Source organism: Mycobacterium sp. M23085 (assembly GCF_045343915.1).
Lineage (GTDB): Bacteria > Actinomycetota > Actinomycetes > Mycobacteriales > Mycobacteriaceae > Mycobacterium.
In genome coordinates this window covers 1-22,990 of sequence record NZ_CP174281.1, presented here as the reverse complement: position 1 = coordinate 22,990, position 22,990 = coordinate 1, and the positions used below count along the sequence as shown (strand labels likewise).

At 64.6% G+C, this 22,990-nt stretch carries 27 protein-coding genes; 18 read left to right on the top strand and 9 right to left on the bottom strand.

What is annotated here, in order from left to right; genetic code table 11:
• Positions 1–225 precede the first annotated feature (225 nt).
• Together ACIUM1_RS25915 and ACIUM1_RS25910 are read right to left on the bottom strand one after the other, a co-directional pair.
• The gene (locus ACIUM1_RS25915; protein WP_007172437.1) at positions 226–504 is read right to left on the bottom strand and encodes a hypothetical protein; all 279 of its coding nucleotides are present in this window, start codon (positions 502–504) and stop codon (positions 226–228) included.
• 45 nt (positions 505–549) lie between these two features.
• Positions 550–972: an Hsp20/alpha crystallin family protein gene (locus tag ACIUM1_RS25910; protein ID WP_007172438.1), complete on the bottom strand. Its 423-nt coding sequence runs from the start codon at positions 970–972 to the stop codon at positions 550–552.
• 111 nt (positions 973–1,083) lie between these two features.
• On the opposite strand from ACIUM1_RS25910, the gene ACIUM1_RS25905 reads away from it, so the two are divergent.
• The gene (locus ACIUM1_RS25905) at positions 1,084–1,458 is read left to right on the top strand and encodes a MerR family transcriptional regulator (RefSeq protein WP_007172439.1); all 375 of its coding nucleotides are present in this window, start codon (positions 1,084–1,086) and stop codon (positions 1,456–1,458) included.
• A 2-nt stretch (positions 1,459–1,460) separates the two neighbouring features.
• On the top strand, positions 1,461–1,679 hold the full coding sequence (locus tag ACIUM1_RS25900; RefSeq protein WP_007172440.1) for a hypothetical protein: 219 nt from the start codon (positions 1,461–1,463) through the stop codon (positions 1,677–1,679).
• 11 nt (positions 1,680–1,690) lie between these two features.
• Here ACIUM1_RS25900 and ACIUM1_RS25895 read toward each other — a convergent pair whose 3' ends face one another.
• The 3 genes from ACIUM1_RS25895 to ACIUM1_RS25885 form a co-directional block, all read right to left on the bottom strand.
• The gene (locus ACIUM1_RS25895; RefSeq protein ID WP_065517355.1) at positions 1,691–2,026 is read right to left on the bottom strand and encodes an ANTAR domain-containing protein; all 336 of its coding nucleotides are present in this window, start codon (positions 2,024–2,026) and stop codon (positions 1,691–1,693) included.
• A gap of 77 nt (positions 2,027–2,103) precedes the next feature.
• A complete protein-coding gene (locus tag ACIUM1_RS25890) occupies positions 2,104–2,538 on the bottom strand; it encodes an Hsp20/alpha crystallin family protein (RefSeq protein WP_406817910.1) in 435 nt (144 codons plus the stop codon).
• A 151-nt stretch (positions 2,539–2,689) separates the two neighbouring features.
• The gene (locus ACIUM1_RS25885) at positions 2,690–2,911 is read right to left on the bottom strand and encodes a hypothetical protein (protein ID WP_007172443.1); all 222 of its coding nucleotides are present in this window, start codon (positions 2,909–2,911) and stop codon (positions 2,690–2,692) included.
• Positions 2,912–3,678: 767 nt separating this feature from the next.
• Here ACIUM1_RS25885 and ACIUM1_RS25880 point away from each other — a divergent pair.
• From ACIUM1_RS25880 to ACIUM1_RS25870, 3 genes are all read left to right on the top strand, one after another.
• Positions 3,679–4,155, top strand: a complete 477-nt coding sequence (locus ACIUM1_RS25880) for a lipase chaperone (RefSeq protein ID WP_007172444.1) — start codon at positions 3,679–3,681, stop codon at positions 4,153–4,155.
• Between the two features lie 80 nt (positions 4,156–4,235).
• Positions 4,236–4,967: a GAF and ANTAR domain-containing protein gene (locus ACIUM1_RS25875; RefSeq protein ID WP_047324067.1), complete on the top strand. Its 732-nt coding sequence runs from the start codon at positions 4,236–4,238 to the stop codon at positions 4,965–4,967.
• Positions 4,968–5,157: 190 nt separating this feature from the next.
• Entirely contained in the window at positions 5,158–5,727 is a 570-nt protein-coding gene (locus ACIUM1_RS25870; RefSeq protein WP_322861650.1) for a recombinase family protein, read from the top strand.
• A 191-nt stretch (positions 5,728–5,918) separates the two neighbouring features.
• On the opposite strand, the gene ACIUM1_RS25865 is transcribed toward ACIUM1_RS25870, so the two are convergent.
• Entirely contained in the window at positions 5,919–6,122 is a 204-nt protein-coding gene (locus ACIUM1_RS25865) for a hypothetical protein (protein WP_322861651.1), read from the bottom strand.
• Between the two features lie 120 nt (positions 6,123–6,242).
• Here ACIUM1_RS25865 and ACIUM1_RS25860 point away from each other — a divergent pair, with 120 nt between their 5' ends.
• The 9 genes from ACIUM1_RS25860 (at position 6,243) to ACIUM1_RS25820 (ending at position 12,969) form a co-directional block, all read left to right on the top strand.
• Positions 6,243–6,599 (top strand): helix-turn-helix transcriptional regulator, encoded by a 357-nt coding sequence (locus tag ACIUM1_RS25860; RefSeq protein WP_322861652.1) that lies wholly within the window; start codon positions 6,243–6,245, stop codon positions 6,597–6,599.
• A gap of 85 nt (positions 6,600–6,684) precedes the next feature.
• A complete protein-coding gene (locus ACIUM1_RS25855; protein WP_406817909.1) occupies positions 6,685–7,473 on the top strand; it encodes an ImmA/IrrE family metallo-endopeptidase in 789 nt (262 codons plus the stop codon).
• A gap of 269 nt (positions 7,474–7,742) precedes the next feature.
• Positions 7,743–7,931, top strand: coding sequence for a hypothetical protein (locus tag ACIUM1_RS25850; protein ID WP_322861654.1), 189 nt, complete (start codon positions 7,743–7,745; stop codon positions 7,929–7,931).
• A gap of 70 nt (positions 7,932–8,001) precedes the next feature.
• Entirely contained in the window at positions 8,002–8,472 is a 471-nt protein-coding gene (locus ACIUM1_RS25845; protein ID WP_322861655.1) for a GNAT family N-acetyltransferase, read from the top strand.
• A 382-nt stretch (positions 8,473–8,854) separates the two neighbouring features.
• Complete coding sequence (locus tag ACIUM1_RS25840; protein ID WP_406817908.1) at positions 8,855–9,637, top strand: ParA family protein; 783 nt, start codon at positions 8,855–8,857, stop codon at positions 9,635–9,637.
• Positions 9,634–9,933 carry a hypothetical protein gene (locus ACIUM1_RS25835; protein WP_322861657.1) on the top strand — a complete coding sequence of 100 codons (300 nt, stop codon included), beginning with the start codon at positions 9,634–9,636 and terminating at the stop codon, positions 9,931–9,933. The genes ACIUM1_RS25840 and ACIUM1_RS25835 overlap by 4 nt, the downstream gene beginning before the upstream one ends.
• Positions 9,934–10,461: 528 nt before the next feature.
• Positions 10,462–10,995, top strand: a complete 534-nt coding sequence (locus tag ACIUM1_RS25830; protein WP_322861658.1) for a hypothetical protein — start codon at positions 10,462–10,464, stop codon at positions 10,993–10,995.
• A 328-nt stretch (positions 10,996–11,323) separates the two neighbouring features.
• Positions 11,324–11,527, top strand: coding sequence for a toxin-antitoxin system (locus ACIUM1_RS25825; protein ID WP_322861659.1), 204 nt, complete (start codon positions 11,324–11,326; stop codon positions 11,525–11,527).
• Positions 11,528–11,784: 257 nt separating this feature from the next.
• Positions 11,785–12,969 carry a helix-turn-helix domain-containing protein gene (locus ACIUM1_RS25820; protein WP_322861660.1) on the top strand — a complete coding sequence of 395 codons (1,185 nt, stop codon included), beginning with the start codon at positions 11,785–11,787 and terminating at the stop codon, positions 12,967–12,969.
• Here the strand turns inward: ACIUM1_RS25820 and ACIUM1_RS25815 are convergent.
• Positions 12,966–13,145: a hypothetical protein gene (locus tag ACIUM1_RS25815; RefSeq protein WP_136246184.1), complete on the bottom strand. Its 180-nt coding sequence runs from the start codon at positions 13,143–13,145 to the stop codon at positions 12,966–12,968. The two genes, ACIUM1_RS25820 and ACIUM1_RS25815, sit on opposite strands and share 4 nt — an antisense overlap.
• A 477-nt stretch (positions 13,146–13,622) precedes the next feature.
• Here ACIUM1_RS25815 and mobF point away from each other — a divergent pair, with 477 nt between their 5' ends.
• Both mobF and ACIUM1_RS25805 read left to right on the top strand, forming a co-directional pair.
• Positions 13,623–16,463, top strand: a complete 2,841-nt coding sequence (mobF, locus tag ACIUM1_RS25810) for a MobF family relaxase (RefSeq protein ID WP_168710590.1) — start codon at positions 13,623–13,625, stop codon at positions 16,461–16,463.
• 267 nt (positions 16,464–16,730) lie between these two features.
• Positions 16,731–17,648 carry a DMT family transporter gene (locus tag ACIUM1_RS25805; protein ID WP_007172430.1) on the top strand — a complete coding sequence of 306 codons (918 nt, stop codon included), beginning with the start codon at positions 16,731–16,733 and terminating at the stop codon, positions 17,646–17,648.
• 67 nt (positions 17,649–17,715) lie between these two features.
• Here the strand turns inward: ACIUM1_RS25805 and ACIUM1_RS25800 are convergent, their stop codons facing one another.
• Positions 17,716–20,079, bottom strand: a complete 2,364-nt coding sequence (locus ACIUM1_RS25800; RefSeq protein WP_406817911.1) for an MMPL family transporter — start codon at positions 20,077–20,079, stop codon at positions 17,716–17,718.
• Between the two features lie 360 nt (positions 20,080–20,439).
• On the opposite strand from ACIUM1_RS25800, the gene ACIUM1_RS25795 reads away from it, so the two are divergent.
• Both ACIUM1_RS25795 and ACIUM1_RS25790 read left to right on the top strand, forming a co-directional pair.
• Entirely contained in the window at positions 20,440–21,678 is a 1,239-nt protein-coding gene (locus ACIUM1_RS25795; protein ID WP_040624418.1) for a GNAT family N-acetyltransferase, read from the top strand.
• Positions 21,679–21,742: 64 nt separating this feature from the next.
• On the top strand, positions 21,743–22,555 hold the full coding sequence (locus tag ACIUM1_RS25790; RefSeq protein ID WP_225325860.1) for a GAF and ANTAR domain-containing protein: 813 nt from the start codon (positions 21,743–21,745) through the stop codon (positions 22,553–22,555).
• Positions 22,556–22,625: 70 nt separating this feature from the next.
• Here the strand turns inward: ACIUM1_RS25790 and ACIUM1_RS25785 are convergent, their stop codons facing one another.
• Positions 22,626–22,877, bottom strand: a complete 252-nt coding sequence (locus ACIUM1_RS25785; protein ID WP_047324068.1) for a hypothetical protein — start codon at positions 22,875–22,877, stop codon at positions 22,626–22,628.
• Positions 22,878–22,990 lie beyond the last annotated feature (113 nt).

Here is a 22,990-nt window from a genome sequence, read left to right as displayed (position 1 = left end):
AGGCCCGCCGCCCCCGAAGGGAGGAGGGACGGCGGGCCACGTCGTATTGTGCGGTATTCACGCATCGCCCAGTGCTGCTCGGTGTGCCACGTCGGTGGCGGTGCGCGCGCAGGTCAGCGCCTGCGTCGTGCGCGTGGTGAGGTCGCTGTGGACGGCACGCGAATCACTGCCGGTGGGTGTTGGTCATTAGTCAGGGCATCACCTCCCGTTCACAAGGGCCGGCGGCTAGGGACTGGTTGTGCGCGTCGGAGGAGACCGCTGGGTGGGCCACACTCGATTCTGCCGCCGCCGGGTGGACCCCTGGCTGCTGTCACTAGGTGGCCGGGAGGGTCGGTCGAGGGTGGTGGTGACAGCGGCGACTTGGGTAGGCCGTGGCCGGGCGGCGGGCGCCTCGGCGACTTGGGGCTCGCTCAACGCGGTGTCGAGTTGCAGGCGCATCCACTCGGCGCGCACGATCCTCTCGGCTTCGTCGAGCACTGTGTCAGTGAGCGTGTCGATAGCCATCTTTGTCACCCCCTTCGCTTGGCGCGCCGGTGGCCGGAGTTGTCCTTAGGCGTTGATCGCCGTTTTTTGGCCGTCGTGATTGATCTCGATACGCCGCGGCTTGGCCTTCTCGGCCACCGGGATCGTCAGCCGTAAGACCCCGTCGTGGTAGCTGGCCTCGATCTTGTCGGTGTCAAGGTTTTCACCGAGGAACAGTTGGCGGCTGAAAACGCCGCGCGGGCGTTCGGCGGACAGCATTTCCCGGTTTTGGTCCAGGCCGGGGCGCTCGGCACGCACGGTGAGCATGTTGCGCTCCACGTCGAGATTGAGTGAATCCGCTTGCACGCCAGGCAGATCGAATTCGATGATGAAATGCTCGCCGTCTCGCCAGGCGTCCATCGGCATCACCGCTGGACGGGCGGCTGTGCCGAAGACCTGTTGGGTCCAGCGGTCGAGGTCACGGAACGGATCTGTACGCATCAGCGCCATGATTTCACCTCCCAAATCAAGGGGCAGATCTATGTCTACAGGTATAAGTTTTTGATAGCACTACGTGTATACTTCCGCAAGTAGCCGGTACAAGTTTCCGAGGGGGAAGCCGTGGCCGATGACCCGACAGCCCGGTCGGCGCGCGGTCTCTACGGGATCTCGGTAACCTCCGAGTTGTCCGGGATCGCTCCGCAGACGCTGCGGCTCTATGAGCGCCGTGGACTGCTGGCCCCCTCACGCACCGACGGGGGAACACGCCGCTACAGCGACGAGGACCTTCAGCGCCTGCAGCGCATCACCGAACTGGTCGACCAAGGCGTCAACCTGGCCGGCGTTGCCCGAATCCTGGACCTAGAAACTAAAAATGACCAGCTGCAATCCGACTACACCCAGCTAGAGCTGCGCAATGCCCAACGTAAGGTCAGCCGCAAACCGGCGGCCGGTCGCAGTCTGGGCGGGAAACGAGGAAGGAAGGGGTCGTCCTGATCATGAAGTACACCGAGAACATTGTTCTGCCCGACGACGCGTCCGAGGCAGACGCGATCGATCAGGCGCGGGTGATCGATGTTGACGATGACACCGGACTCGACCCGACCCAGCTCGATGCGCTTGGTGATCGGGACGTCAGCGAAACCGACGTGATCGACCAGGCCACTATCGTGCCCGCCCCGAGGGAAATGATCGAAACGCGAAGCAGCATCCGCTGACCTGCAATAGGTTAGGCGTTCTCGGCGGGAAGGTCGTGCAGATCGTGCAGCCGCGGCGCCGGGGCGCTATCGCGTTCGCTGACAGTGAACAAGTTTCCCCAGGTGGCAAGTGCGACAGCGGCGGCAGCATGGTCGAGGTCCTCGGACAGTTGGTCTTCGGCGATGGCGACCAGCGCGTCGGCCAGGTTGACCGGGTTGACGTCGTGTCGCTTTGCGGTCTGCATCAGTTCGACGAATGCTTGGTCGACGCGGTAGCGCCGCAGGGTGACCAGGACTCCTTCGGCGGTATCGAGAATCCGCGCACCGGTGCGGCGCGAGTCGCGCGGCCGACGAGGATACTCAGTCATGGCTGATCACCTCCTTTTCCACAGCAACAACCGGGCAGGTGGGTGGTGTCTGGCCGGTGACACCACCCACCGACGGCTCAGGCGATGGCCTTTTGTTCACGGCCGGTCGTAATCGCGACCTTGCGCGGCTTGGCCGCCTCGGCCACCGGAACCGTCAGCCGCAACACCCCATCGGTATAGCTGGCGCCGATGTGGTCGGTATCGAGCTGATCGCCCAACAACAGCTGCCGGCTGAACACCCCGTGCGGGCGCTCGGCGGCCACCCAGTCATGGCCCTCATCGCCCACATACGGGCGCTCGGCGCGCACCGTCAGCGCGCCCTGGTCGGCTGTCACCTCGATCGAGTCGGGATAGACGCCTGGCACGTCGAGCTCCACGACGAACGTGTCGCCGTCACGCCAGACATCCATCGGCATCACCGCCGGGCGCGCGGCGGTACCCACAGGGTTCCCCCACGGTTGGGTGAGTCGGTAAAGATCACGAAAGAGCGGCTCGAACCCCAACATTGTCATCACCTCCTGCTACCTATTATCTACATCTTCCAATGCATATAATTGCTGGCTCCGAGGACATATTCCTGAGGTTTCCCGCTAGACGCATGTTCTGCCTGACAACGCCACTGCCTGACACGGGGATGCCCTGGCCGTGTCGGCTACCTGGGGGTCACCGGTGAGCAGCTCGTGATAACAACTTCAATAATGTGTTTCGCCGCTTGGCCAGTGCGCGGTGTTGGTGGGCCGACCAGTCTTGCACGGGTGGCAGCGTTAGCTGCAGAGTCAGGGCGGTGTGGCGCAGGGCGGGGTCGGAGGTGCTGTGGGCGATATCGGCCAGAATCTTGTGAATCCTGCGGTCGATAGGGTGCACCGCATCCTGATCATCACCCATCGGCGCAATCTACCCCCGAGGAAGGGGGTTGGGCAGGCCACCGGCTGCTTCGCTGTGGTTTAGCACTGCTCATCTGTGTGTGAACCAAGTGGCGGGCTTGAGGGGCGGCCAAATAGAGCATCAAGCAGCAGTCCGTAGCCGTTTTGCCGCAAACTGATCCGCAGCACAGGATGAGGGGTGTTAGAGGAAAGCCAGCGCTTAAGTGCCTCGTGTTGGTGTCGAGCTGATGCGGAACTGATCCCCAGCATCCGCATCAATGCCGGCATGGTCGACGGACCAGGATGCGATGTCACCGGGCTAGTCGCGGTGTCCGGGGATGCCGCGCACCCCGGTGGGTGCGGGCCGCCCGCGGGGCTGCGCGGGTCCCGGTTATCACGCCGCATGAACTCATGTGGTCGCTTCATCGCGTCACCTCACCTGAGAGCTTGTAGCAAACGGTTTGCCGAATTCGGTTCAGCTGCTTGTCCACGCTTATTTAGATGTCCTAGGTTTTATGGAAACCAACGCGTGAGCACATCGTCGTAATCCCGCTCAGGATCCACCCGCGGGCAAGCAGCGATCGCCCGTTGGGCCTCACCCACCGGCTTTGTTTAACGTTGGCGGAAGCCAAGGCGCACAGGGCTAACGGCTATGCTGCTATTGGCCGGGGACGGCGGAAGTTCCGAACCGGCGATGATGGTCGTACTAAACGCTCGCTCGGTTCTTGGGTTGCCCCGTCCAGTCAGCATCTTGCAGTTCAATGGGCACCGGTGAGAGAGGGGGCACCCATGAGCGGCAGGGACGCGGTCGAGAACGGACAGGCTGCGGTGGCAGAAACCGACGGGTTAAATCTGGTGTCGCAGCCGCTAGGGTATGCGGTCACCGGCCACACCGATGTCGGCCAGGGCACCGACGATCCCACTGCTCGCCAATTCACCGTCCACCGCATCGACCACCCGGTCGCCCAGGGCGCCAGCTTCGATACCGCCGACGCGGTCCGTGCCCATCTTGACGAGTTGGCAAAGCTGCCCCGCTGGCGCCTGGATCTCGATGACGAGTCGATCCGGTTCGACACCACCACGCTCACGGTCACCGACAAACGAACCGGGGAAAGCTTTTGCCTCAAAGCATGGAAATCGTTTGGGATCGCCGGCGTCATTCTTGGAGATCAAACGCCCTGCGCACCCGTGGGCGTGCGCCACATCTCGGTAGTTGCTGAACGACCTCCCACGATCGGACATTGGTACAACTCAGACGACGGCTAAGCCGCACGTCATCCCACCGCCACGGAACGGGGCGCCCGGCGCGCTGTGCCTTTCTTTTACTAGGGATCCGCGTTGTCAAGATGGCTGGAAAGAACGGTGACCCCCTGACGACACCTAAAGACGACGCCGCAGCGAAGAACATCCGGGCGGCGATGGCCGAATTGGCCACCAACTTCGCCACTCACACTGACCTCATCCCAATCCTCGAAGCCGTAACGGCCCAGGCAGTACAGCTGATCAGCGCGGTCGACATCGCCGGCATCCTGCTCATCGACGGCGAAAGACACCAGGCGCTGGCTTCCACTGCGCCGCTGGCTGCCGAACTCGGCATCGCTCAGCTCGACCTTCGGGAAGGTCCGTGTTTGGACGCGATCTCCAATCAGCCGCTCGTGCACTGCGCCGATTTTGCCCGCGACTCCCGCTGGTCACGGTTCGCCGCGGCCGCGCTGACCGCCGATATTCACAGCATGATGTCGTTCCACCTCTACTCCCATCCCAAGACGCACGGCGAGCTCGGCGGCCGCGGCGCGCTGAACCTGTTTAGCCGCAAGGCAAACTCTTTCACTCTGGCTGACCAAGCCGTCGGTGCAATGCTGGCCACCCACGCCGCAACCGCCCTTATCGCCGCCAACAAGCAAATCCAGTTCGACTCTGCCCTGGCGAGCCGCGACGTCCTCGGCCAAGCCAAAGGAATCTTGATGGAACGCTTCAAAGTAGATGCCGTGCGAGCGTTTGAAATGATGGCCAAGCTGTCTCAGGACACCAACACCCCCGTACGCGTCATCGCCCAGCGCATCGTAGAGACCATCTGAACCGGCGATGCTGGTCCGGTCAGGCGCATGTGCTGTGTAATGGACCCTGCCGTCTCGTAACTAGAGAAACGAGACAGGCACCGCGGAGCAGTGCCCAGTCCGCATAGCGCCAGGTCGCGGTGTCTCATTTCTCGTCTCACACCGCGTGTCTCAGATCCTCGATGTCGGAAGTTGATGAGACGGTGATGGCGTGACGGCGATCCTCGGGTATGCGCGGGTGAGCACTCTTGGCCAAGACCTCAATGCACAGCTCGCGGCCCTGGCTGCTGAGGGCGTCGAATCCAGCCACGTGTTCACCGACAAGCTGTCCGGTGCGGTGAACCTCGGGCGGCCGGGCTTGGCGGCCCTGCTGCACTACGCGCGCGAAGGTGACACCGTGGTGGTCACGGCCATCGATCGGCTGGGCCGATCGGTCGCCGAAGTCACCCGCACCATCGCGGATCTGGGTGAGCGCCGAATTCTGGTGCGCGCCTTACGCGAAGGCGTGGACACCGGCACGCCCACCGGCCGGGCGGTGGCCGCCATCATGGCAACCTTGGCCGAACTCGAACTCGAACTCGGCCGCGAGCGTCGAGCCGCCTCACGTGAGTCCCGGCGTGCCCGCCAACTGCCGGCCACGAAGCCGGCGAAACTGACCGCGGAGCGCCAGAAGCAACTGCGCCGGCTCGCTGCGACCGGTGAGCCCGTTCCCGAGCTTGCGAAGGCGTTCGGCATAAGTCGCGCCACGGCCTACCGCTATCTATCGCAGCTGGAAGTCTAGCTGCGAGAGCCAAACATGTTGTCGGAGTCAGATTTTCATCGTCTTGCCGCAGTTGCCGCAGCGGATGAGTCCGTGCTTGGTGGCCCGGACGTTCACGAAGGTGAATCGGCAGTACGGGCAGGTGATGGTGGGGACGGATACGGCCATGGTGGCCTCACTTTCCTGGAAGGGTTCTGCGTGCGGAGAAGCGGTCAGCCGCGTTCGGTGACCGTGGTGTTGGGGTGCCGTGCAGCGGTGGAGGCCTTCACGAACTTGCCGGTGACGGCACTGCGGTGATGGGTCCCATTGCTGCGGTTGGCCCCGCGTTCGGTGACCGTGGTCCTCGGGTTGCGCGCGGCGGTGGACGCCTTGACGTAGCGACCGGTCGTCGCGCTCCGGTGATGTCCCTTGGCCATTGTCGGCGTCCTTTCTCGTGCGCCCGGCCCCCGAGCGGAGCCGAACACTTTGGTAACTAACTTTCCACTTTAGTGTATCAGACGTTTCTACTATCGTGTAAATCCGCCTACAATCGTGCTATGACCTCCGACAACGCTTCCCTCGGCCCCACCCTGCGCGAGCTTCGAGAGTTCTCGGGAAAGACGTTGAAAGCCGTGGCCGAGCCGTCCGGGATCAGTACCGCCTACCTGCAAAAACTCGAGCGCGGCGACGTCAAGAGCCCATCGCCGAAGGTGCTATACGGTCTTGCCGAAACGCTGGGCGCCGACTACCTCGAACTGATGCGCCGCGCCGGATACGTCGTGCCAGGCGGCACGGCGCACGGCAACACTCTGGCCCACGCGCTGAGTTCCGAGGGCCTCACCGAGCAGGAGGCGGAGGCTCTCACCACGTACCTCCAACTGTTACGACACAAGCAGCGGCAGCGAAATGCTTGAGGACCTCGACAGTGCACACGACATCGAGCAACGCACTCACGCGCTGCTCAAGGCCGCTGATGCCTACGGCCGGTACCCCACGCCGGTGGACGACATCGTGTCGGCGCGCGGCCTCCTGGAGGCCGATGACTTCACCCTCGACGAAGGGGTGCTCGCCGCGATGCCCAAACCGCTGCGCGATCTCGTCCGCCGCGGATACCGCGGCCTGCGCGGCGCGTTAGACCGTCGTGAGCGCACCGTCCACGTCAGCCAGCTGGTCACCCACGAGGGACGCAAGAACTTCGTCAAACTCCACGAGGTCACCCACGACCTGCTGCCCTGGCAGCAGCAGCTCGTCCACACCGACAACGAAGAAACGTTAAGTCCTTCAACTAACCGACTCTTCGAGCAGGAAGCCAATCAAGGTGCCGCTGAGCTGCTGTTTCAGCGACACGGATTCACCCAAGACGCCAGGAGCCTGGAGATCGGCGTCGCCAGCGTGGCCCACCTGGCCCAACGCTACGGATCGTCTCTTCAAGCAGGGTTTCGGCGCTACGCCGAAACACACCAAGACGCCGTCCACGTCCTGTGCCTGAGCAAGATGCCCAACAGCGACGGCAGCTACGACCGTCGCGAAGCACCTCGCTCCTCAAAATGGGCGGAGCGCTTCGGAAACACGCGATACCCGCGACGCCTGCACCCATCGGCGTACCCCTTCCTGGCGGCGATCGACCACGGGCTCGGTGAGGTGCCCATGCTCGATCTGGCTGGCGTTCGGGTGAACGTCCGGGTGGAGACGATGAACACCGGCTACGCGGAGATCATGATGCTCTGGGTGATGCCCCAGCACCGTCGCTTGCTGCGCCCCATCCGCGTCCGCCTGGCCGACGACTGAGCAGCCAAGCGCGTTAGCCTCGCGTTTCTATAACCGTCGTTTTTGGGACTGACCCCGTGCGACGGAAACGGCCGCTCGCATCGGTACTTCTCCGGTGAGTACCGATGCTGAAGCGGCCTTCAACTGTTTGCACCCGGCGCTGGCACTCTTCGGCCGGCCTGTGTTTTGGGCCGTCTCGAACCAGAAGAAGAGGACACGCTCGCTCGCGTGGCCCCGGGTCACCCCCGCCTAGGGAGTTCCCGGTCGACACCTCCGAAGGGAGCACACCGGTGAGCAACCAGACTGCCGCTGTCCTCATCGTCGCCATTCCCCTGCTCGGGTTCTACCTGCTAATCGGTTACATCGTTCATAAGACCGGCACGACCGCCGGCATCGCCGACATCGGTCGGGCCGTTGCCGACATCATCCGCGCCGTCGCCGCCGTCATCTCCGCGGCCTTCACGAGTCGAAGTCCGTGATCACTCGTACCCCCGGGCCCCGCCTGAGCTTGATGCTGGTCGACCGGGGCCGCCGTGATAGGGGTTCGGAGTGTTTCTCGAACTGGTCGATCTGCGCCCCAGCCCTTCCGATGACCATTGGTGGATGCCGCCGTTCGCCGAGAACGTCATCTACGAGCACCCCCATTGGTGGAATCGACAGCTCGGCGAGGAGCCGTGGTTCGTTCAGGTGCTCGATCAGACAGGGGCCGAGGTGGCGCGGGTCGAGTTCGACGACCCAGGCGGGATCAACCCTGAGTACGCGAGCGTGCCCGACCTCGGTGAGGAGCGCTTGGAGATCCAGTTCCTCGAGGTGGCCACCGCGGCGCGCGGGCACGGCGTGGGTGGGCAGGTAGTGCGCAGCCTGATGGGGCGGCACCCAGACCGCAGACTCTTCGCCTACAGCGAGGGCGCCGACCGCTTCTGGGCTTCGCTGGGCTGGGAGTCGTTCGAGCACCCAGCCGGCGGCTACCGGACGCTGTTCGTCCAGCCGTCGGTGGGCGGTCTGAGAAGTGCGGTGTAGCGCACACCCGCGGCGACCTCGCGCAGTCCCGAGTGCTGTCCCGCTGTTCGGACCTACGGACTTTTAATCCGCAGATCCAAAATCGAGTTGGACCTATCGATCCGCTCCAAGACCTTCGTGATCGAGACAACCCCCGGGCCGCCTGGGCTGACCCGCTGACTCTTAATCAGCGGGTCCGGGCTTCGAAAGCCTGACCCCGTACCGTGCGCACTTCGACAGCTCGAAAACGGCCCCCAAAACGGTGTATTTCGTCCTCTGTATCGAGCTAACACGCGACTGATGCTAGCTATCCGAGCTATCTGTGCTAGCCGTGCTACGCTAGCACAGATAGCGAGGCGAGCTCCCCTAGCTAGCTTGCAGTCCATAACCCGAAAGGCCATTCATGCAGGCAAATCGACATGCCCTTGCGAATCAAAAAGGCGGCGTCGGTAAGACAGCCACGACACTCGGTCTGGCCAGCGCGATCAGCCACCGCGGCGGTAAAGCGCTCGTTGTCGACATGGACCCGCAGGCCAACGCGACCGAAGGCCTCGGCATCTACACCACCGACGATCAGCTCACCACCGCGGACTTGATGGACCGCACCCAACCCGGCTCTGCTATCGATGCGGTGCTAGCAACCGAATGGGATGGCATCGACCTCATCCCCGCCCACCTCGATCTGTCCAACGCCGAATCCAGCGGTGCCTCTGACCTGGTGTTTCGCCTCGACGTGGCCTTCGAGGGCCTGGACTTATCGCCTTATGACGCCGTCCTTTTCGACTGTCCACCCAGCCTCGGAAAGCTCCTGTTTGCGGTGCTTTTGACCGTCGACGATGTCTATGCCATCACCGAGCCAACCAAAGACTCAGTCAAAGGCGTTACCAGGCTCGAAACCACCGTGCAGAAAGTCAAACTCCGCCCCAACCCCCGCCTCGAGCTCGCCAAGATCATCATTTCCCGCCGACAAAACAAAGGCGAACACATCGACCGCGAACGCGAGCTCCGCGCCGCGTACGGCGACCTCGTAGCTCACACCGTCATCCCCGATCTCGGCGCCCGCCAAGACGCCCACAGCGCTGAAGTGCCCATCCACAAATACCGCGGCGGCAAAGCCCTCAGCTTGCAAGTGGCCTACAACGACCTCCTCGACGAACTCGGCATCACCATCGGAGCACCCGCATGACCACCACCCGCAAACCCGCCATCACACGCACCCACCCCGCCGATGTACTTCCCGACCGGCCAACTGCAGCCGGCCACCCCGAACCCTCCAAGCACACCTCCACCACGGCTGCACGTAGCAACACCGTCGGGGAACGGCTCACCGAGCAGCACAACGTCCGTATCCGCCCCTCCGTCAAAGACCGCCTCAGCAAGGCCGTCGACAAGCTCCGCTACGAAACGGGCGACAGATCCATCAGCATCGCCTACATCACTGACCAAGCCATCGATACCTACCTCCGCGAACGCGGTTGCTAGCACACCTAGCTCTGCTAGCTAGCTGTGCAGGAAGGACAGGGTGCATCCTCCTGAAAAGGGCCTGAACTGGCCCGATGCGTAGCCCTGAGCCAGTGCCATGTCCTTCCTCGCCGCCAATCGTGGTGAACGTGGTGGTCCTGCTGTCAAGGCCACGCCGCTACGCGGTCGACCATGGTCGAGCCTTGACAGCAGGACCACCACGCACAAAAGCGGCCACTACGAGGAAGGGCATGTCGCGAAGCGCAGCTCTGATAACGCCGAGAGCTGTTGGTAACCAGGCCGAGCTTGGCGACGGAAGCCGCAGCCGCAATTACGGGTATCTGCACGCCTGCTCGTTAACGTCTCCGGCATGCGCATCGACATGTTCAATCGCTCGTGTGGACGCTGGTTATCCCGCGGAACCTGTGAACGGGCCGAGTCCACGTCGAGAATCAGCGTGACGGTACAAACGCGCCATTTCGACGACCGGCCCACCGCTGTAAGCCAGACACACCACCCGGCTCCGCGCCTGGGCGCTTGGAGCATGCCGTGACCGTTCGACACATCTACGTCGATGAAACCAAGCAGCGCGACTATCTGCTCGTTGCCAGCGTCCACGTCACGACGGACCTGGGCGCCCTGCGCCAGGTGGTGCGTGGGCTGCTACTACCCGGACAGCGCTACCTGCACATGAAAGACGAGAAAGACGGCCGCAAGCGCACCATCGCTCAAACCGTCGTCGACGCCGGCGTACAAGCCACCGTCTACCGTGCGGGAGCTCAGCACCGCAACGAACGCCAGCGCCGTTCAGCGTGTCTACGTGCCCTCATCGACGACCACGCCACCATCATCGGCGCACACATCGTTCTCGACGAGGACGAAACCATGGTGAACTTCGACAACCAGAAACTGATCGAGTACACCCGGGCCGCCGGCTGCCGCGACACCCTGCGCTACGAGCACAAACGCTCCCACACCGACGCGCTGCTGGCCATCCCCGATGCGATCGCCTGGTGCTGGGCAAAAGGCGGCGACTGGCGCAAACTCATCAACCCCGCCGTCACGGCTATCCGAGACGTCTGACCAGGCCCTAAAAATCGCGAAGCCCGAGCGCCACGGTCGTCCGGCCGGGTCTCGGGCTCACTTCCTGAAGCTCAACGCAACAGGCACCACCCAATATACGAGACTAAGCACCCCTAAGCCAATACCAGCCCATATAAGTCCCCTAGGGACGAGAAAATCGTTCCCTGCTCGCCGCCTGCGCCGGCAACGACGGGCGCTCCTAGCCCGCGATGGTCGCGGGCATTTCGCCGCTGGGTTTCAAAGCCGCATAAGCCACCGGTCACGAAAACGTCACGGGCGCACGGCGTGTCAGAGGCGATCTATCAGATAGTCGTGTGAGGGTTGGCATATGGCGCAACCGCACAAGGGTCAACGGAAACTCATCATGTGTCGCCCCGCTGAAGCGGTTTATGACGAGGCGAAAGCCGAGGCTGCTCAGCGAGGCATCAGCCTTTCACAGCTCGTTGCCGACGTCCTGGCATATCGCTACGGCCGCGAAGACCTTGTTCGCGAACTCGATCAAAAGACGGAGGTTCTGCCGCTGGCAATCTGACAGCCCCGCCTCGGCGGCCAACTCTTCGTGGACTGACGGACGACCCGAGGCACATGTTGACAGCTGAATAAACGGCGAAACCCCCGGCTGGCGGGCCGAGGGTTTCCGCTTCCCCGAAGGGACGTGTCTTGCCTGACTCGTCTCACGGTAGCGCATACCTGTCTGCGGTTCCAGATGGCGCGCACCGTGGTGTTTCAGAAACCGATACATTGTTGCCCGCGTATCGCGGGTGTACACGCTTGCAGCCGCGGCGCGGAGTGGCCCGCACGGGCCCGCGTGCGCACGCGTTGTTGGCGGCCAACTCCCGCACCGTCGCGGCGGCGATCGTGCTCGAGCTCGGCGATGCCCCGTACGCGGGTGTGCCGTGCTGGGCTGGCGCGGATCGGTGGGCCCGGTGGACGGTTCCGGTGGCCTACGACTTGCGCTACGACGCCGACGTTCGCCCGCACATGGGGGCCAACCAGATCAGCCGGCGCGCGCTGCTGCGCATCGCCCAGGCCCGCGCACGTTATGCCGATTACACCACCGGCCGGGATTGCCGGCCCAGCAATGAGCGGCTGGCCACCGACACCGGTTACGACGTGCGCACCATCCAGCGCGCCAACACCGTGCTGCGGTTGCTGGGGGTGGCTACCGAGGTGCTGCGCGGTCGCCAACGCACCCGCGCCGAACGCCTGGCCTCCTGGCGGGTCGGTGACCGCGGCCGCGGCTGGGCCAGCGTGTGGGCGCTGCACGACCACCGGCTGCTCAACCGGGTTATCCACAAAGTCCAAACGGTGCTGTCACCCCATCCACGTAGTGGTCCCGTTAGGGATCAACACGTCCGTCAGGATGTGGTTACTACCGTCACCCGCCGCCGTTCCGGCGCCGGTAACCGCGGCGCGGTGCACCGCGCGGACCTTAACGGCGGGGGGGTGGCGCTGGCTAAAGCGTGGCGCGCTGATCCGCAGGCCCCCCCGTGGTGTCACCGGCATAGTCCCAGCGCCTGGGCAGCGATTCTGGCCGCTCCCGCCCGGCACGGGTGGACACCGCGCGATGTGAACCAACTCGTGCGCGACTGGCTTGGGGTAGGGCACTGGATTCCGGACGCCCCGCACAAGCCGATCGGACTGCTGGGCGCGATGCTGGCATGGCACGGGGCTGAGCACCTGGCCGCGCGTCCGGCCGCCCTCGATGAGGCGCGCGAGGCCAGCGAGCGCGCCGCCCACCAGGCCCATGTGGCAGCGCAGCGCGCCGCGCATGTGGAGCACCTGCGCGCCCGCGCGGCGGGCCGGCGTGCTCTAGCGAGCACGGGGCACGCCGCGGCCCGCGTGATCGCGGCTGAGGCGGCCCTCCGCGCGGCGCGGCGCCGCACCCAGGCCGCGGCCGCCGATGCTGTCGCGCAGGCGGCCGCGGTGCGCGCGGTGCGGACGCACCAGACCCCGCCGGCCCCGCGGTGCTAGCCGAGTCCGTCGCCGCCCAAAACCGGCCACGCGCGCTGCTTGCAGCACACCACATCCAGGCGCGGCAACTGCGCGAGCGGGGGTCTGGTGCACCAGCCAGTCAAGGACCTCCTCACCGCACGATTGAGCGCGGCGCACGAGACGAGATAGATAGTCAACGTCGCCTCGATGCTCATCGGTTCTCTTTCGCTGCAGCGCCGCGTGGGTAGGCGGTAGGGGTATGGACAACCTCCATCATCGCTCCGCGGCGCTGGCCCAGCCCCGGCTTGCCACGATGGAGGTTTGTCTTGAGTGGGGGCCGGTAAGTGTCGCTTGCCGCGACGGGCCCAATAGCGCTTGGTAGCGGGCCTGGCGCAGCGGTGGAGTGTGGTGCTGTCGGCCGGTGCTTGCCCCAGCTGTCATGTCCCCTCAAACCCCGCCCTGCATCCCGGTTCCTTCCGCGGGTTTATCCGCCCTCGCCCAGGCCCACTCTTCTGATGCACAGGGGCGTCCCCTTCGCCCCTGCCGCTGGCCACCCCAGCAACTCTTTCCCTCAAACCCGCGTGTTACCGGGCACATTTGCACAATTGTGTGCAAGGCTGGGTGGGCCGTCCGCTGGGCTAATTACCCGACGTGCACGTGGTGGGCGGTCCAGCTCAAGGGTGGTGGCCAGGGTGTTGACGATTGCGAAGCTGTCGCGGTGGTCGGTGAACTATTACAACGACACCGCCCGGGCGGCCGGGCAGGCCGCCAAAGATTTGCAGTGTGCCAACGGCGGGTTGGGGGAGTATTACGGCGAACACGACACTCGTACCCCGGTGTGGGTGTGCGCCGGCGATGCCCACCGGGCCGCGGAATTAGTCGGGTTGAGCGACGCCGAGCGGGCCGGCGGGGACGCCGATCCGGGAGTGGTGGCGCGCTGGCTTGACGATGGGATCGCGCCCAACGGCGCGTGCGGGCGCGCCTTCGGTAAGGGCAGTGTGCATGGGTTTGATTTGACGTTTTGTGCGCCCAAGTCGGTGTCGTTGGTGCGGGCGTTGCGGGCCAATGAGGTGGCCGATAAGGCGGTGCTGGCCGCGCACACTACCGCCATCGCCGAGGCGCTGGAATACCTCGCGGTCCATGCCGGCTACACCCGAGTGCATAACCCGACCACGGGTGATAAAGACCTCGTTCGGTTGCCCGGTTTGGTCGCCGTGGCGTATCAGCATGAGACGTCGCGGGCGGGGGATCCGCACCTGCACACCCACGTGTTGGTGCCGAACCGACAGGCCCGTGCTGATGGGCGGTTGGTGTCGTTGGATGGCACGTCGTTGTTTCATGAAGCCAAGGCGGCGGGGGTGATTTATCAGGCGACGTTGCGTCGGGAGTTGCACCGTTCGTTGGGGGTGGAGTGGGCCGCGGTTGACCCGTGTACGGGTATGGCCGAGGTCGCCGGGATCGACCCGAACAGTGTTAGCGCGTGGTCGCAGCGGGCCTCGCAGTTACGCGAGTGGGCGGCCCACAACTTGGTGGTGGTCGGCTCGGGCGCGGGGCCGTCGGCGGCGCAGTTGGCGGCCGCGCAAAAGGCCACCCGGCCGGCCAAACCCGAACAACTCTCCTGGGTCCAACTGGTGGCGGAGTGGCGTGCGGATGCGCGCGGATTAAAGGTGGATCGGGCTGCGTTTCTGCAAGCGCGCCAGGCGCGGCGGGCTGCTGCGGCGGCGCCGTTTCATCGGGCGCGGTTGGCTGCGGCGGCGGCGAAGATTGAGAAGGCGGCGTTTACCCGGGCGGATCTGGTCGAGGTGATTGGTGCCCAGTTGCCGGTCGATATCGACGGGGAGACCCGAACCCCGCGCGAGCTGATCGAGGCCAGTGTTGACGCGGTGGGGATGCGGCTGACCGCACCCCGGGCCGCGCATCAGCGTGAGGGGCACGAGCGCTACACCCTGGATCGGATTCTGGCCGAAGAAGCCCTGCTGCTCGACGCGGTGGGGGCGCGTGAGGAGCGGTCGCAGTTGTTCGGGTTGCATGAGTTTGACCTGGAGGGCTTGTCGGGCGATCAACAGCGCGCGGTGCGCACGATTGCGTGGTTGCCGTGGCTGGTGTGCCCGCTGTCCGCGCCGGCGGGTGCGGGGAAAACCACCTCGATGCGCGCCCTGCGCGCCGCGGCGAACCATAGCGGCAAGCGGGTGCTGGTGGTGGCCCCGACGGGCAAAGCCGTCGATGTGGCGGTGCGTGAAGGCGCCGGGGACACCGGCGTGACGGTGGCCGCAGCGCTGCGTTCGCTGCGGGAGAACACGCTGACGTTGACTCCCCGCACGCTGGTGGTGGTGGACGAGGCGGGCATGGTGGGCACCGATGCGTTGCGCGAGCTGCTGGCCGCGGCCACCGCGGCCGGGGTCAAGACCGTGCTGGTCGGCGATGCCTACCAACTGGCCCCGGTGAAGGCCCGTGGGGGCATGTTCGCCCAACTCTGTACTGACCTGCCCTGGACCCAGACACTGTCGGAGGTGTGGCGGATGCGTGACCCGGATGAGCGGGCCGCTTCCCTGGCGTTGCGCGACGGCGGCCCGGCGCCCGTGCGCCGCGCGGTGGCATGGTATCGGGCTCAGGGGCGGCTGCACGCCGGGGACCCGATCGCGATGGCCGCCGACGCCCTGGCGGCCTACAAGACGGATATGGCCGCGGGCCGCGATGCGCTGCTGATCGCCGACACCACCGAAATGGTTGACGCACTCAACCGACGCCTCCATGACGAACGCATCGACCCCCAGGCGCCCACCGTGGCTGCTGCACGCGGACAACGCCTCGCGGTCGGCGATGTCATCGTGAGTCGGCGTAATGAGCCAGCCATCCCGGTGTTCGAAGCCCGCCGGGCGGTGCCCGATCCGAGCGCGGATCCGGTGCGCAACGGGCAACGCTGGCAGGTCCTCGCCGTCGATCGCGAGCATGATCGCATCGCCGCGCGTCGGCTCGAGGATGGCGCGCGGGTGGTCTTGAGCGGGGACTATCTGCGCGAGCACGTCAGCTATGGGTATGCGGTCACCGTGCACGCCGCCCAAGGGGTCACCGCCGACACCGCGCATGCCGTGCTGGGCGAGTCCACCCGCCGCAACCTGCTTTATGTCGCCATGACCCGCGGCCGCGAGACCAACCACGCCTACCTCTATGAGCGGCTGGGCGGGGAAACCGAGCATGAACACCCCGAACCCCAGTCGGGGATGCATGTGGCGCGCCGCGGCACCGGCCATCAGGCCGCACAGCTGGTGCGCGGCATCATCGGCCACCGTAACGAGCAACCCCGCACCGCTCACGACGTCGCCGCCCAAACCGAGGACCATGCGCAGCTGCCCGCCCGGGTGCAGAGCCTGCTGGCTCGGCGTGCCGCGGGAGTGGCGCGCCGTCGTGCCGCCTACCAGCAGTGGCGCGACGACCGCCTCGACCGGCTGCTCGACCAGCAACAATGGATCGACCACCAGCGGCACCGCAGTCGCGGACGCGGCCAGAGTCGAGATTACGGATTGGAACTGTAGTGACCGTCGCCGGAACCCCTTCAGTCCCAGGGCCTTTGATGCCATAAGGTTCCGGGCAAATTGCGGATCCCTTCTCGGCCGCGCGGTTTCGGTTCACCGGGTGCAATCGTCGAGCTCGTCGACCGCGTATTGGTAGTAGTGCCTTGGGATTGGTCGCGGTGGGCTGCGCCGAGGGGTGCCCCGACGTGCACGGTTGCGAAGACGCGGTGTGGCTGCCACAAAGGGTATCGAGAAGAAGTTGATGACTTGCTTGATCCGTTTTGTTCGATGGAGAAATCGCATATGGTCAACATGCATATCGCGGGGTTCCTGGCGTTGAGTTCTGCGTTGTGCGGCGCGGTCGGGGACGTTCTTCAGCAACGCGCGACACACCGGGTCACTGACGACTCGGTCGGTCCCACCGGATTGATCGCCAAGCTGCTGTGTGATCAACGGTGGTGCTGGGGGTTACTGATCATGCTGGCGAGCGTCGGGTTGCAGGCGGCCGCGCTGGGCGAGGGTTCGGTGTTATTGGTGCAGCCATTGCTCATGTTCTCGCTGCTGTTTGCGCTGCCGATCAACGCGAGGTTGTCGCATCGCACAGTATCGGCGGGCGAGTGGCTGTGGGCTGGCCTACTCACTGTCGCGGTGATCGTGATCGTCACTGTCGGTGATCCGCAGGCCGGTCGATCGAGCGCATCGCTGCACGCCTGGGCCGGTGTGGCGATGGTGTTGGGTCCGCTATTGACCGGATGCGTTGCCGCAGGCCGTATCTGGGGTGGGGCGCTGGCCGCGGTGCTGTACGCGCTCGTGTCGGGTTCGCTGTGGGGTATCTTCGCGGTGCTGACCAAAGAGGTTGTCGGTCGGCTCAACGAAGGCGTCTGGACGGTGGTGTGGACGCCCGAGCTGTATGCCTTGCTGCTGGTCGCTCTGGGAGGTTTTGTCGGGGGGCAGTTGGCGTTTCGGGCGGGGCCGTTGACCGCGTCAATGCCGACCCTGCAGGTGTCGCAGCCGGTTGTCGCGGCGGTGGTGGGCGTCGCTGTCCTCGGCGAGACGCTGGACGCTGGTCCGGCGGGGCTGTTGGCCTTGGCGGCGGCCACGCTGGTGATGGTGACGGCGATCTTCAACCTCGCGCGTGTCGATGCGGTCGCGACGCAAAGCGAGGTGGAAGAGGACCGCCGTGTCCCGCTCGGCCAACCGGCGTAGCCGTTGACTCCCGCAGCCCGCAGCCCGGGCTCCGTCGGGATCCGGTGCCTGTGGCGGCTGGCTAGAGCTAGACGTCGTCGATCCGGTTGAGTTTGGGAGGCGCGCTGGCGCCGGCCTGGTCGGCCGTGGACTCGGACGTGTCGGTGGCCCAGCGGCGGCGTCCCACCGCGACGGCAGCGGCTTCCCCGGTCGTCAACCGGTCGTGCAGCCAGGCCAAGGGTTTGGGCGCCCACCAACTCCATGGGCCAAGTAGGTGAATGAACGCTGGGACCAGGAACATTCGCACCAGGGTGGCGTCGGCTAGTACCGCAAGTGTCAGGCCAAGGCCCAGCATGCGCATGAACGAGACCTGGGCAGGAATCAGTGCCGCGAATGAAATCGACATCACCAGCGCAGCGGCGGTGACCACTCGGCCGATGCCCGCCAGGCCCAGTGCGGTGCTCTCATCGTTCGCGGCACGTGCCTCGGTGGGGCTCGGTGGTGCCTCAAGGGTGGTTTGAGAGGCCAACCAGTATTCGCGGATCCGTGAGACCAGGAATACTTCGTAATCCATGGCCAGGCCGAAGGCGATGCAGAACAACAACATCGGGATGTTGGCGTTCAACGTCCCGTTGGGGGTCGTTCCCAATGCCCGCAGGTGGCCGTCTTGGAAGATCCACACCATCGCGCCGAAGGCCGCCGTCAATGACAGCACGTTGCATACCAGCGCCTGCAGCGGCAGCACCACGCTGCCGGTGAGCAGGAATAGCAGCACGAAGGTGACCAGGGCGATCAGCCCCAGCGCGGTGGGCAGCCGTTTGGTGATCGCGTCAACGCTGTCGCGGTTGACCTGCGCCAGCCCACTCATGGCCACCGGCCGCCCTGCCGGTGTGGCGACCTGATGCAGCCGGTTGAGCTGGGCGGCCGAGGCTTGCGAATACAGCGGCACGGTGCTGGTCACGGTCAAAAAGGCGGCGCCGTCGGCGATGCCGGTGGGCGCGGCCGGCGGGCTCACCCGGTGCCCGGCCACGAATGTCCCGGTCGGCGCGGTGACTGCCGACACATCGGGAACCTGTGACAGGGCAGCGGCGTAGTGCTCCAGGTCAAGGAGGCTGACACCGCGTGTGTCCGGGACGACGACGGACACCGCCATCCCCAAGTCGTCGGTGAACTGGTTGTCCAACAGGTCGGCGACTTGGCGTGCCGACGCCGATCGCGGCAACACCCGTTCGTCGGGGAAACCCCAATGCACCCCCAGAAAGGGGACCCCGAGCAGCAACAACAGCACGACGACGCTCGACCCGACAGCAACAGCATGACGCAGGACAAACCGCGTCGACCGGTACCAGAACATCGAGTGGGCCGGCTTGTGCGCGTCGTCGTGCCTCCACGTGGACGCCAGCAGCCGGTGCGCCAGCGGGCGCACGTCGAGGGCGTCTAGTCGCGGGCCCAGTAGCGCGATCGCCGCCGGCGTCACCACTACGGCAGCGACGGCCACGATGACGGCGGTGGCGACCACGGTGTAGGCCGACGACTTCAGGAAGTACATCGGAAACACCGCCAACACCGTCATCGACAAGCCGACGGTGGTGGCAGAGAACAGCACGGTGCGGCCCGCGGTGGCCATGGTGCGGAACAGTGCTTGGCTGGGATCGCCGCCGCATTCGGCGAGTTCTTCGCGGTAGCGGCTGATGATCAACAGGTTGTAATCGATCGCCAGGGCCAGGCCCATGGCGATGCTCAGATCCAGCGCGTACGTCGAGACGTCGGTGGTGAAGCTGATCAGCCGCAACACTGATAAGGTGCCGACGATCGTCAGTGCGCCCAAGATGATCGGCAGCGCTGCCGCTACCAGTCCGCCGAATACCCAGACCAAAACGGCGAAGCTTAGGGGAATGGCGAGGGCTTCCATGAGTATCAGGTCGCGCTGATTCTGTTCGTTGATCTGGTTGTAGGCCACGGCCATGCCGCCGGCGCGGACGGTGACGCCGTCGCGGTCGTGCACCAGTTCGCGGGCCAGCACGTTGGCGTACTTTTGCGCGTTGTTCTCCCCGCCTTTGAGGTTGGCCACGATCATCCCGGACTTGGTGTCCTTGCTAACGAGTGGAGCCGCAATCTGCGGCGGTGACGTCCAGGCCGAGGACACATTGAAGACCCACGGTGACTGTTGGAGTCGATCGACGATGTCGGTGCCGACCCGGCGCGCCGGAGCGCTGCGGGCGCCGGCGGGCGCGGTCACCACGATCAGCATCTTCTGATCAGTCTGAGCGAACTTGTCTCGGAGGATGTCGGTCGCCTTGGACGACTCCGAGGTCGGGTCTTGAAAGCCGCCAGCCGAGAGGCTGTTGATCACCGGGATGCCGAAGATCGCGGCCCCCATCAAGATCACCGCGGCGGCCGCGATGACACGTCGCGGTGCGGCAAGGGCGATGTGGGTAATTGCGCGCAGCATCCGGTTCCTCCGCTGAATCTCACTTCCCTGCTACCGCCGTAGCGGCCAGCCGCGATCCCGAAGACCACTGTGCTGCTAGCCTCAACACAAGCAGCGTCGCTTTGCCACCACCTTCGGAGCAGTTATACATCGTTGATCTCCCCGTCGTCTGAGACGCCGGGCTCTTACGCCGCAGTCGCACACCACATCTGGCCCAAATACCACTCTCGCCGAACATCACCAACGCGGGTCACCACCATCCGCGAGTGCGGCCCAATGTTCCGCGGGTCCCGAGTTCGTGCGTCGGCACCAAACAAACACGTCGCATCTAGGGGATCGATCGCTCGCGCAATGCGAGCGAAAAAATGAATGAAGGAACGATTGAATACACCGGACGATTCCATCAAAATACGATTTGCTACCGAAGAGGACTTGCAGACCGTCTACGAGAATCAGGCTCGCGCATACGGAATCTCAGTGGCGCCCGGGGACGTGGAAGGTTGGAAACGCAAGGTCGAGCTCGAGGACATCTTGGTGGCCGAGGATGTCTCAGATCCGCGGCGACCATTCCTGGTCGCGACTTCCCTCTGCTATAAACTGCGACTGACCGTGCCGGGCGGCACCAGTCTCCGAGCCGCATGGCTGGCCATGGTTACCGTCGCGGCCACCCATGAGGGCAGGGGAATCTGGCAGCAGATCAGCATCCAGGGCTTCGGAATACTTCAGGATCGAGGTTACCCATTTATTTGCGGTGTTCCCACCCAGCCAACGGTTTACGACATCTTGGGCGCCGGGGTGGCGAGCTATCACCGTACCTACAACATCGACCGGCGTTTCGCGAAACTGCGAGGTGAGCCGCTCCGAAAGCGCGCGCGCGAACTCAACGCTGCCGAGGCGCGATCCGAGGTCCCCCCTATCTATGAGCGCTGGTGCGGCATAACTCATGGTTCGCTGGCCCGGGACAGCGCTTGGTGGGATGACTATCTGGAAGACCGAGTGACCCAGCGGGACAACGGGTCCGAGCTGAACTTCATCATTCATCCAGACGGTTTCCTCACCTACCGAGTGATGGGAGGCAAACCACATGCGTTTCGCCCCCCTTTTGGCACCCTGGTTGTCCAGGATTTCTGCGCGATCACAGACGAAGCGCACACCGAGCTGCTCGCGACATTGCTGAGCCTGGAGTCCTTCAACGACATAGAGATTGAGCTGCCCGTCGATGATCCGCTTCCCCTCAAACTCAGGGATCCCCGGCCTGCCCAAACTGCGGGCATCAGCGATTTCCTTTGGCTGCGCATCATGAACGTGCCCGACGTGCTTGGCAAGCGGATCTATTCTGCTGACGTCGAGGTCGTCCTGGAAGTCACCGATCCGCTGGTCGTCGCTGGAGGCCGATACCTGCTCCAAACACGCGACGGCATCGGAACATGCACGCCCCATGACGGGCGACCAGACATCAGAATCGGCCTGGCCGAACTCGGAACGGTCTACATGGGCGCGCATTCCGTGTCAGAACTCCACGCAGCCGACCGCATCACGGAACTACGCAGCGGCGCGCTGGTCAATCTGGAAGCCGCCTTTAGCACCCAACGCGCACCTTATTCCGGCACGCTCTTTTAACCAGTGTTCCAGCACGTGGCCGACAAGGCCTCCGAGTTACCAGGTAGCGGCACGCTTCCAGCGCGTGCTGATCATTAGAATCAGCCGCACCAGTGCTCGTCGTGACCTGGTGGAGTGGAACCAGGGAACAATGACGGCTGCGGAACGACCAGATCCCTTGTTGCGCCTGGATGCCACAGCAGAGGCGATCGCGGGCCTGCGCGATGTTTTTGCCGCCGAGGAGCCGTTAAGCGATGTCTTGGTGCGGGTTGCTCAGACCGCCGTGAGGGCGATTCCGGACGCCGATGCTGTCAGTATCACCGTGATCAGCGGCAACGCCGGCAGCACTCCAGCGAGCACCGATGAACGGCTCATCGCCTTGGATCGCCTGCAGCTGGAGTCCGGGCAAGGGCCCTGCATGCAGGCGGCTCAGGAGCGTAGACCAGTGCGTGTGGAGATTGCTGCCGCGGACGGGAATCGATGGCCCGAATTCGGCGAAAATGCCAAAAAGCTTGGCGTTCGGGCCTGCTTGTCAGCGCCGTTGCTCGTCGATGACGGCGAACCCGAACTTGTTGGCTCACTTAATGTTTACAGCTACACCGCATCGGCGTTTGACCCGTTCGACGAGGGCCTGATCCGGCTGTATACGGTCACGGCCGGCCAAGCGATCACCAACGCCCGCCGGTGGCAGAAGACCCGCGATACCGTGAGTAGTCTGGAACGCGCGCTGACCTCGCGGGCCGAAATCGATCAAGCAAAAGGTGCGTTGATGGCTATCCATGGCTGCACCGCTGACGCGGCGTTTGAGAGGCTCGTCAGCACATCGCAGAAGCAGCACGTCAAATTGCACGAGGTCGCTCGCCAGGTGCTTACATCGATTCGCCGACCCGAGAAGTAGCTAGCAAGCCGTTCAAGGGGTCGTGGACCGGTTGATGCCAGTACTGGGACAGGGATACACGTGGATGTCATCACATCCATCGTCGTCGCGGCCATTGCTCGTGTGAATGCTCGACATCTACTAGGTGACTGGCCGCGAGCGCGGTCATCGAATTATCGATGTTCTGGCCGTAGATGGCTCGGCGGTGCGGGTCACGCAGCAGCGTGTATGCGGCTAGGACCTGCTGCAACCGGGTTTGTGTGTCCGTGATTTCAGCCGGAGTGGCGGCAGGTGTTACGCCGAGCGCGGCGTAAAGATCGTGGGGATGGGGGCCTTGGTTCATGTCTGGCCTTGTGTCGAAGGTGTGGACAGTCCGGCTAGAAGGGGGGTCGATCTTGGCTTGGGGACCGCCAACGCCCACCCCAAGCGCATTAGCTAATTCGGGCGGGGTAGGCG